This is a genomic window from Prevotella sp. DNF00663 (assembly GCF_001553265.1).
Lineage (GTDB): Bacteria > Bacteroidota > Bacteroidia > Bacteroidales > Bacteroidaceae > Prevotella.
Window position 1 is genome coordinate 1 of record NZ_KQ960611.1, and the last position, 9,619, is coordinate 9,619.

7 protein-coding genes and 1 tRNA gene are annotated in these 9,619 nt (G+C 47.0%); 2 read left to right on the plus strand and 6 right to left on the minus strand.

The annotated features are described in order from the left end of the window. Positions 1-223: 223 nt before the first annotated feature. A tRNA-Gln gene (locus tag HMPREF3034_RS04635) sits at positions 224-294 on the plus strand. 241 nt (positions 295-535) lie between these two features. After that, positions 536-3,976 carry a glycosyl hydrolase 2 galactose-binding domain-containing protein gene (locus tag HMPREF3034_RS04640; RefSeq protein ID WP_156431038.1) on the plus strand — a complete coding sequence of 1,147 codons (3,441 nt, stop codon included), beginning with the start codon at positions 536-538 and terminating at the stop codon, positions 3,974-3,976. Between the two features lie 91 nt (positions 3,977-4,067). Here HMPREF3034_RS04640 and HMPREF3034_RS04645 read toward each other — a convergent pair whose 3' ends face one another. The 6 genes from HMPREF3034_RS04645 to HMPREF3034_RS04670 all read right to left on the minus strand — a co-directional run bounded on the left by HMPREF3034_RS04645 (position 4,068) and on the right by HMPREF3034_RS04670 (position 9,102). Beyond that, positions 4,068-4,991 (minus strand): sugar phosphate isomerase/epimerase family protein, encoded by a 924-nt coding sequence (locus tag HMPREF3034_RS04645; RefSeq protein WP_062433598.1) that lies wholly within the window; start codon positions 4,989-4,991, stop codon positions 4,068-4,070. A gap of 12 nt (positions 4,992-5,003) precedes the next feature. Continuing rightward, a complete protein-coding gene (locus tag HMPREF3034_RS04650; RefSeq protein ID WP_062433601.1) occupies positions 5,004-5,909 on the minus strand; it encodes a 3-keto-disaccharide hydrolase in 906 nt (301 codons plus the stop codon). A gap of 70 nt (positions 5,910-5,979) precedes the next feature. Then, a complete protein-coding gene (locus tag HMPREF3034_RS04655; RefSeq protein ID WP_197421729.1) occupies positions 5,980-7,464 on the minus strand; it encodes a Gfo/Idh/MocA family protein in 1,485 nt (494 codons plus the stop codon). A 66-nt stretch (positions 7,465-7,530) separates the two neighbouring features. After that, the gene (locus HMPREF3034_RS04660; RefSeq protein WP_036900691.1) at positions 7,531-8,598 is read right to left on the minus strand and encodes a Gfo/Idh/MocA family protein; all 1,068 of its coding nucleotides are present in this window, start codon (positions 8,596-8,598) and stop codon (positions 7,531-7,533) included. Positions 8,599-8,624: 26 nt separating this feature from the next. Continuing rightward, entirely contained in the window at positions 8,625-8,819 is a 195-nt protein-coding gene (locus HMPREF3034_RS04665; RefSeq protein ID WP_036900693.1) for an alpha-N-acetylglucosaminidase C-terminal domain-containing protein, read from the minus strand. After that, the gene (locus tag HMPREF3034_RS04670) at positions 8,809-9,102 is read right to left on the minus strand and encodes a hypothetical protein (RefSeq protein WP_062433606.1); all 294 of its coding nucleotides are present in this window, start codon (positions 9,100-9,102) and stop codon (positions 8,809-8,811) included. Before HMPREF3034_RS04670 ends, HMPREF3034_RS04665 begins: the two co-directional genes overlap by 11 nt. Positions 9,103-9,619 lie beyond the last annotated feature (517 nt).

The following is a 9,619-nucleotide window of genomic DNA, read 5'->3' on the forward strand; positions in this document are numbered from 1 at the left end:
TAAACTAAGAGTTTTGCAGAGTTCTCATTATATATTTTGTATTCTTTATTCTTTGCTTACTTCTCTTCTGTTTCCACAGTTTTTTTGATATTCGTATAATGGACTCCTGAAGGATTACCTCTAAAATACCAGCGTTGCAACCTGTTATCACACGAAATCATAAAAAAGTCAACTAAAAAATTGGTAGTAACACAAAAAACTACTACCTTTGCATCCGCTTAATTGTCCTATGGTGTAATGGTAGCACAACAGGTTTTGGTTCTGTTTGTGGTGGTTCGAATCCGCCTAGGACAACAGAAAAGAGCGTAACAACATTAAGTTTGTTACGCTCTTTTTGTTTTCTTATCTCGCTGCAGGGGCTTTTCAGCAATGCTGCAACGGCCTTTCAACATTGCTGCATGGGCTAGGCAGCATCTCTGCCACGGCTATGCAGTAAATCCTGTTCGCTTATTTTATCTATCAATCAAGAGCTTATTGATTATTTTTATTATCTTTGCACTATCCGTAAAAACTATCTATAAAAGCAATTTACTATATGCACAAACGTTTAATTTTAACTACTATGATGGCTTCAGTGTGTTTACTAGCCTCGGCAAACGGCCATGCCCGTACGCGCGGAATAGGACTCTATCCGGGAAGAGCGTGCGAAAACTTTGCCCCGACAATGGTCGTAGACAACACTTATCGCAATGTAGCCTTGCACAGAGCAGCTATCGCCTCGTCGTCGATAGACTATAATTTGACGGCACAGTTGGCCACCGACGGCATCGCCTCGGTCACAAAACCGACCACACTCACGGTTTCCACACCCGACGGCACGCTCGATCTGCGCAACAAGGAACGTGTGCTCGACCAGAATATCCACACATCCAACTTTCTCAAAGGCGAAGACACCTACATCCAAATGCATTGGGAGGGTATGCAACCGCAAGCTGATTCCATCGCTTTCAATGCCAAAATAGCTTATTATCCCGATAAGGCGACGAAGGGATACAGCATTGAAATTCTAGGTTCGGACAATGGAACGAAGTGGGAACGCATCTATCTCGATGCCTCCAAGAATCTGCCCGGCATCGCTACACGGCAGATGGTAAGCTCCGATCCCAACAAGCAGACCGATGTAGTACGTCTACCCTTGCGTGCTTTATTGAAGCGTATGCCCATCGGTAGTTTCCATCAAAAATATCTCCGCATACACTTCCGTATGGCAGGCTGTGCTTACTGGGAAGTGAGCAGCATGGACTTTAAGCGAGCAGACCGCATTGTCGAGGTAACACCAGCATGGAATTTCACCAGCGCATGGGTGGCCGACGGCTCACAAGAACAATGGTTGAAAGTGGATTTAGGTACGAAAGTAACCTTTGACCGTGTGCGTCTGCACTGGATAGAAGCACCCCAGCAGGGCAAAATACAGACTTCTCAAGACGGTCATACATGGGCCGATGCAGCTCAACTGATGCCTACGAAGAAAGCCATACAAGATATTTCGTGCAACGGCAATGCCCGCTACGTACGCCTACTGCTACAGAAGCCCGGCTCAACACGTCGTTATGCACTGGCCGAAATAGAGGTGATGGGACGTGGCGGCCTCACGCCCAAGCCGGCCAAAGTACGTGGTATGGAAGACGGTCGCTATTGGCTCGACGGTGGAAATTGGCAACTTTGTCGTGCCGGAGATACCCAATGGATACCGGCTACTGTACCGGGCACGGTGCTCACAAGCTATGCTAATATCGGCGCTTTGCCCCCGACCAACTTCGACAATAACCTCCGCCAGGTATCGGAATCATTCTTCAACTCCGATTTCAACTACCGAAACACTTTCACCGTACCTACAGAATACAAGGGCAAACAAGTATGGTTGAACTTCGATGGTATCAACTGGAAAGCCGAAATCAGCCTCAACGGCATCCTCATCGGTAAGATAGACGGCGCCTTCAAACGTGGCAAATTCAACGTAACGAAATATCTCCGAGCAGACGAGAACACCTTGGAAGTAAAGGTAATCCACAACGCCCACCCCGGCATTGTGAAGATAAAGAACGAGGAAAGTACCGACTTGAACGGCGGAGCATTGGGTGCCGACAACCCAACATTCCATGCTAGCATCGGTTGGGACTGGATAACATCGACGCCGGGACGAGAAGTTGGTATTTGGAACGACGTCTTCTTGACTGCTAACGACGGTGTAAGCGTAGCCGACCCAATGGTGACTACAGAACTTAACACGCCTGACACGCTGGCCACAATGACGCCTACCGTGCGCGTAGCCAATAGTTTGAACCGTGCTGTAGATGCTACTATACATGGATGGATTGGTGAAATCAAGTTCAAAAAGCGGGTACATCTCAACGCCAATACCACACAAGACATCAGCTTCTTACCCACCGAATACCCACAACTACGCAACCGCAAGATGCGGCTTTGGTGGCCTAACGGCATGGGCGAGCCCTATCTGTACGACGCAGGATATACCGTAGAGATGGATGGAACGTCTGATTCAATCCGTTACAAAGCCGGTATTCGCCAAGTATCGTATCAAACCATGGATACAGCCTTGCAAATATTCTTCAACGGACACAGGCTCGATCCGAAGGGAGGAAACTGGGGTTTCTCTGAAACCAACCTCAACTACCGTGGCCGCGAATACGATGCTGCCGTGCGATACCATCGCGATATGAACTTCACGATGATTCGTAATTGGGTCGGACAAATTGGCGACGAAGAATTTTATGAGTCTTGTGACAAGTATGGTATCGTGGTTTGGCAAGACTTTTGGCTTGCTAATCCATGGGACGGCCCCGACCCTTATCAGGAGAATATGTTCATGGACAATGCCAACGACTATATTTATCGCATTCGCCAACATGCCTCTATCGGCATCTACGTGGGACGAAACGAAGGCTATCCGCCTGCTACGCTCGACCAGGCACTGCGCAAGAGTATTGCCAAAGAGCATCCGCAACTAGGCTATATTTCCAGTTCAGCCGACGACGGAGTGAGTGGTCACGGTCCTTACTGGGCAGTTCCGGCCGACTGGTACTTCGCTCATACGGGCGAGAAACTACACTCTGAGCGTGGACTTCCCAATATCGTGAGCTACGAAAGTCTTAAGCGCATGCTCGCACCCGAACATCTTTGGCCGCAATCCATTGCTTGGGCACAGCACGACTTCACCCAAAAGGGTGCGCAACGTGGTGCCAGCTTCAACGAGATATTGGCTACCCGATTCGGTCAACCACAGAGTGCCAAGACCTTCACGGAGCAAGCTCAATGGATTAACTACGACCTACATCGCGCCATGTATGAGGCAGCTCAGCAAACAAGACAGGGCATGTTGATGTGGATGAGTCATCCTTGTTGGCCGTCAATGGTATGGCAAACCTATGACTACTACCTCGAACCGACAGCTGCTTACTTCGGTATTAAGAAGGCTTGTGAACCACTTCACGTGCAACTCAACGCCCATACCAAGAATATCGAGGTGGTAAACACCACCTTGCAAGCACATCAAGTGGAGATAGTAGAAGAACAATTCGACATCAGGGGCAACAAGATTAGCACACGTAACCATCGTGCCGACGTGGCAGAAGACCAAACCGTGCGCGTGGCGGAGTTGCTATCGGCCGATTTACCCATCCGACTGGTACGCCTGACACTGAAAGAAAACGGTCGGAAAGTGACCGAAAACTTCTACATCGAGGCTCGCTCGGAAGCCGACTATCAGGCACTGAAAGCATTGCCTGAAGCCAAATTACAATTCAGTCAGCACTTTGAACAGCAGGGAGATGAAATGGTGGGCCACATGACAGCAAAGAACCTGTCGGACGTTCCGGCCTACTATGTACGCTTAAATCTGAAAGGTAATGACGGCGAACAGATTCTCCCCGTGCTCTACGAAGACAATTACTTCACATTGTTGCCGGGCGAAGAGAAGACCGTTAAAGTGAGTTTCCGTGTAGAAGACAGCCATTAAAAAGCGCTTTTACACCTATATATAATAGTAAACAAACACAAAAAGTGGAGCTATGCTGATTGCATAGTTCCACTTTCTCTATATAAACATCTTACTTCTGCGTATAGCTTGCCTTCACAAACGGGCTGCGACGCAGATAATTAGCGCATCGTTTCACACCTTCCATGATGTCTATCGTACCATCGGTACCTTCCATCTCGACTACATAACCGTGCAATCCGGCTTCCTTGGCATGCTTGAAGATAGCGTCGAAACCTACCATACCGCTCTTACCAAGCTCATACATGTCTTTAATATGCAACAGTCTGAAACGACCGGGATACTTCTTGAACCATTCCACAGGACTCTGTTGAGCCATCACAGCCCAATAAACATCCATCTGAAAGAAGACATATTCGGGGTTGGTATGGCTTACGAAATAGTTATACCACGCCTCATCACCCACCTTTTGAAACTCGTGTGAATGGCTATGATAGCCATAGAGAAGTCCCGACTCGCGGCACAATTTACCCACAGCATTGTGATAATCGCATAGGGTTTGTGCCTCTTCAAGCGTCTTAGGAACGTCACCCCATGGTGTAACAATATAAGTCATGCCGGCCGCTTTGTGCGCTTTGATAGCCTCTTTCCACCATTTCATGGCCGCAGTGAAGTCGTGATTCTTCACTTCTTCATCGGTCAAGACGCGCGTAGCATGTGAGGACAGTGGCATGAGGCCGGCTACCTGTACGTCGCTTTTAAACTGTTCAGGTGACACACCATAGAATTTTCCATCGCGATAGCTGGCAGCTTCTACTGCCGTATAGCCCATCTGTCGGAGCCGTTGAAAGACTTCCACATGATTCTTGGCATACTTTTCGGCATCGCCTATCAAGTCGCGAACGGAGTAAAGCTGCAATGCCATCTCCTTATTCGGCATGAGCCGATGTTGCCGATGGGCTCGGCGCTGTCCGTAAACAACGCCGGATCCAACCAACAACAGCGCCATACATGAACATAAAAACTTATTGTTCATAGGCCGCAGAGTTTATTTGAGTTCTTTGATACGAACATTGCGATACCATACATCATTACCATGGTCTTGGAAACCGATGTAACCTTCGTGGTTATCGCCACCCATATTGTTGAGCAATGGGAATGCAACAGGGAACTCTCCACCTTCTTTGAACTTGCTATTCTGCAACATTTCGGTCCATTTCGGAGTCCACAAGTGGTATTCCACAACGTTCTTTCCGTTCTGGGCGTGAACCACTGTACCCTGATATACCATAATCTTAGCCGTGTTCCATTGACCGTATGGCTTGGCATTCTGTGGCTTTGCCGGAATCATATCGTACAAAGAGGCAGCCTGACGATTGCCATCTACACCCAACTGAGCATCGGGATGATTGGCATTGTCGAGTATCTGATACTCAGAAGCCGACTGCCAAATGGGAATATAGACATCTTTTCCGTTTTCATTGACGGTGACTTCTTGAGCCAAATAGAACACACCGGAGTTGCCGCCCTTGGAGATTTTGTACTCAAACTGCAATTCAAAGTCCTTAAATTTATGCGCAAAGATGATGTCGCCACCGTCTTCTGCCTGTGCTTCTCCATTGCCTGAACCCTTCAAGTGCATAGCACCGTCTTCTACATTCCAGTTCTTGGGTGTCGCGTCCATGCCATAACCGCGCCATCCGGTCAGCGTTTTACCATCGAACAAGGTGATAAATCCATCCTTATCTTGAGTATATTTACTAATATCAATAATGGTTCTATCGGCTATCTTATAGTCTTTGCCAGCCTCAAGCGTCTTAGTAGAATCGTCATTTGCCCCAGTACATGCCGCACAAGAGCACTTACAATTCGCACAACCACACTTACAAGTCTTGTTACCACACGATGCCAACAGCGTAGCAGCGATGGCAGTTGCTAATAATATATGTTTCATAATTCTTTCAGATTAAGTTTTTTAGTTGATTGATACATAAGATTGTCGTTATATTCGCAATACTTAGCCTTTACAATACAGGCATTTCGGGCAACTTCCAACCACTGCGATAGACCGGTCGAATGAGTCGTGCAGCCAGTTCATTAGCGTCTACCGGCTCACTATAAGTACGATCGAAGGTTGGATGACCGTCGTGAATCTGGAACTTATCTTCGATGATTGAACGAATCTTGGTGCCTGTCGGGATGTTCGTAAACCTCATATTCTTACCATCCCACTTCAACCATTGACCCAATTCTTGCAATCTTACGGCAGCAACACCCATCACTATCATCTCGTTCAGAGGCCCTGACTCGCTGAAATCGGAAGCACTCGGCACACGATTGGCAGCACTTTCCTTACATGCACGAATCCAATCTTGCTGGTGATTGTCATCCTTTACAACGCGCAGACGCTCAGGAACAACCGGCTTTCTACCCGATAAGAGATAAGGCTCATGCCCATAACACGGCACCACCATTGTATCTTTCGTGCCGTAGAAGATACAGCAACCATTCACATCCATCTTCTTTCCGAGTGGATGTCCTTCCGGATAATCGGGCAAAAGCCCACCATCGTACCACGTCAATGTACATGCCGGCAGCCCCAAACGAGGCATATTCTCGCGTGCATCAAACTTATAAGTAATCTTTTGTGCCGTCGGACAAGCATCGGTCATAAGCATTGTAGAACTTCCAATGACCTCGCTAGGATAACCTAAGTTCAACCCTTTGAACGCCACTTGCAGTATATGGTTGGCCATATCGCCTAATGCACCGGAACCAAAATCCCACCATCCGCGGAAGTTCCAAGGTGTATAAGATGAATGATAGTCACGATATGGAGCCGGACCAATAAAGGCGTCCCAGTTCAAAGTATCCGGAATGGACATCTTCTCTTTGGGTGCGGCCATGCCTTGTGGCCAAATGGGGCGGTCAGTGAAAGCTTCAATGCGTGTTACCTCGCCTATCTCTCCATTCCACAACCAGTTGATGGCCTGTCGAGCACCTGCCGATGACGCCCCTTGATTACCCATCTGAGTAGCCACCTTGTATTTCTTTGCCAAATTGGTAAGCAGTCGTGACTCGTAAGCATAGAGCGTCAAAGGCTTCTCAACATACACATGTTTGCCCGCAGCAATAGCTTCTGCCGCGATGATAGCGTGCGTATGGTCGGCCGTAGCCACCATAACGGCATCGGCACTCTTGAGCATCTCGCTGTACATCTTGCGATAATCGTTGTAGCGTTTAGCCTTCGGATACTTGTCGAAAACGTGTCCGGCGTACTTCCAGTCAACGTCACAAAGACCAATAATGTTCTCAGTTTCCATGGCTTGGAGGTCGGCTGCACCTCTTCCACCGACGCCTACGCCCAGAATATTGAGTTTATCACTGGGCGAAACATGTCCATGTGTCTTGCCCAATACCGTGTTTGGAACGATGCTCGGAGCGATAATCATTCCTGCAAGTGCTGCACTTCCTTTCTTAATGAAGTTGCGTCTTGAGATGTTTGTCATAACTGTTAGAATTAAACTGTGAATGTTTTATGTTTAGATTAGTATCTATCAACGAGACGATAAGCCCTATTTACGGGGCAGAAGACCATATCCATCGGTCATATTTCGGCGACGTTCTCTGATTTCTTCCAATATACCTAGGTCGCCTTTCACTGGTAAATCATGCTCCAGACTGTCATTGAAAAACGCCCATGAATACTCCGAAGCGATAGCAGCATCGGCAAATGAAGGCAATCGAGAATCACGTTTGCCAGTCAAGATTGACTCCGCCATTAACTCGATAAGTACATCTATGTTTTTCCCACCAAAATCTTTTTCCTCTTCAATGGTCTGCGTGACTCCTCGCAACTCCACCTTTGCCGTGTGGAAATCGTGCGTCATGCGTGCCACTCCTTTCGTGCCAATCACATCGATGTACGAGTTGTGGGTCTGGTCTTTTGACAATTGTCCGTAGACAAAGCCCTGAGTAATATCGAACACCACCCCGTTTTCAAACGTTCCGTGGCACTGTAGCCACCAAGGGTCGCGATAATTCCACATCCTGACGCCTTGCGCGTGCCACGTTTTGTACTCGCTGGCGGCATACCAACGCGCCAAATCCACATAATGCATGCCACAATCATGGAAGCTAGGTCCCTCGGATGAATGGCCTTCGCCCGGTGCCAAGCCCGGCGTCATGTGACAAATGCGCAGGATAGCCAAGTCGCCAATCTCTCCGGAATCAACAAATTGCTTGATCGTATGGTGGTACCAAGCATTGCGAAGATACAGATTGACCGTACAGAAAAGGTCGCTTTGGCTAGCCAATTGCACCACTTCGCGCTCATGTTCTATTGTGTCGGCAATGGGTTTTTCTGCTATCACGTGCTTACCTGCCCGAAGTGACTGTTCTATACGGGCTTTACGATCGCTCGCTACAGCACTCAAGACCACCAAACGTACGGCAGTATCGGCAAATATTTCGTCTGAATCGGCCACGATTTTGGATTCAGGAGAAAGTCGACGAGCCTCGTCCCGGCATACAGGACTGACGTCGCAGATGTAGCAGACTTCGTATTTCGGGTTCTTTTGGAACTCTTGTAAATAGAAGCGTCCCATCCTTCCAAATCCTATAATTGCAACTTGTATCTTCATGTCTATTATCTTTTCCTGTTTTTAATTTATTCTATTATGTTTTTTGTTTCATTGATAAGCTGAATACCATAAGCCACTTTATCGGCTATAGGAGTCACCTTGCTAAATCCTTTCTGCCGTTCTACGAAGTTCTTCTCCCATGCCGGGATGTCGAATTTCGCACCTGTCTTCTGTTGTTCAAAATAGTGTTGCCATCTCGGCAGATAGTAATCACGTATCAAGCCCGACCATATACGAGCAGAATAGTCGTCGACTGGTGGCTTCTATAATCAGTTTATTATGATTCACTTGCTGCTTGAAGGTTTTCAATTCTCCCGTTTTACGCTCCAAAAGTTTCAAACGAACACGGTCATCGTGAGAGAAACGTTGAATCACCTGTGCCGCAGCAGCCACCTTTTCTTTTGAAGATACAGCCCGTTGTGCCCATGCCGAAACCGGCATATACAAGATAAAGAGCACTATATATATAGTACGCGTACGCACAAAGGATAGGCTATTTTTCATTATTCATGGGTTAGAAGGTTCTAATTAAGATTTGTTTTTACAAAGGTATGTATTTTATAGTAATCTAAAGGTCAATGGATGATAAAAATATTTCATAATTTTTGTCAAAGAGTTCAGCATCCAACGTACAAGAAGTAGCCATAAACAAACATTCCCCCTCAATGCTATTGCACTTCTTATAACCACTTACCAACAAGAAATACACTCACTTCTCACTCCTAACTAGCCTACTTGTCAACTAGAAATAAGCTCCCTCTTCTTGGGAAAGAAGAACTTATAAAATCAAGAATTTATCAACTCAGTTTACTGCCTCGGCTTAGCAACCATGCTGTCTCGGCTTTTCAGCAATGCTGAATGGGCGATGCAGTGTTGCTGGCAAACCACTGCAGCAAATTAAATTCTTTTTGTTTTAAGGTTATAGATTATCGCATTGGGATTTAAGAAAGGCATAACCACTCTACAACAATGAGGACATAGGGAAATACAAAAATCCCGGTTACTCTCCTTACGATATACT

Coding starts and splice junctions, on each gene's coding strand:
- HMPREF3034_RS04640 (WP_156431038.1), top strand. CDS start 536: ATGCACAAACGTTTAATTTTAACTACTATGATGGCTTCAGTGTGTTTA.
- HMPREF3034_RS04645 (WP_062433598.1), bottom strand. CDS start 4,991: ATGAACAATAAGTTTTTATGTTCATGTATGGCGCTGTTGTTGGTTGGA.
- HMPREF3034_RS04650 (WP_062433601.1), bottom strand. CDS start 5,909: ATGAAACATATATTATTAGCAACTGCCATCGCTGCTACGCTGTTGGCA.
- HMPREF3034_RS04655 (WP_197421729.1), bottom strand. CDS start 7,464: ATGACAAACATCTCAAGACGCAACTTCATTAAGAAAGGAAGTGCAGCA.
- HMPREF3034_RS04660 (WP_036900691.1), bottom strand. CDS start 8,598: ATGAAGATACAAGTTGCAATTATAGGATTTGGAAGGATGGGACGCTTC.
- HMPREF3034_RS04670 (WP_062433606.1), bottom strand. CDS start 9,102: ATGAAAAATAGCCTATCCTTTGTGCGTACGCGTACTATATATATAGTG.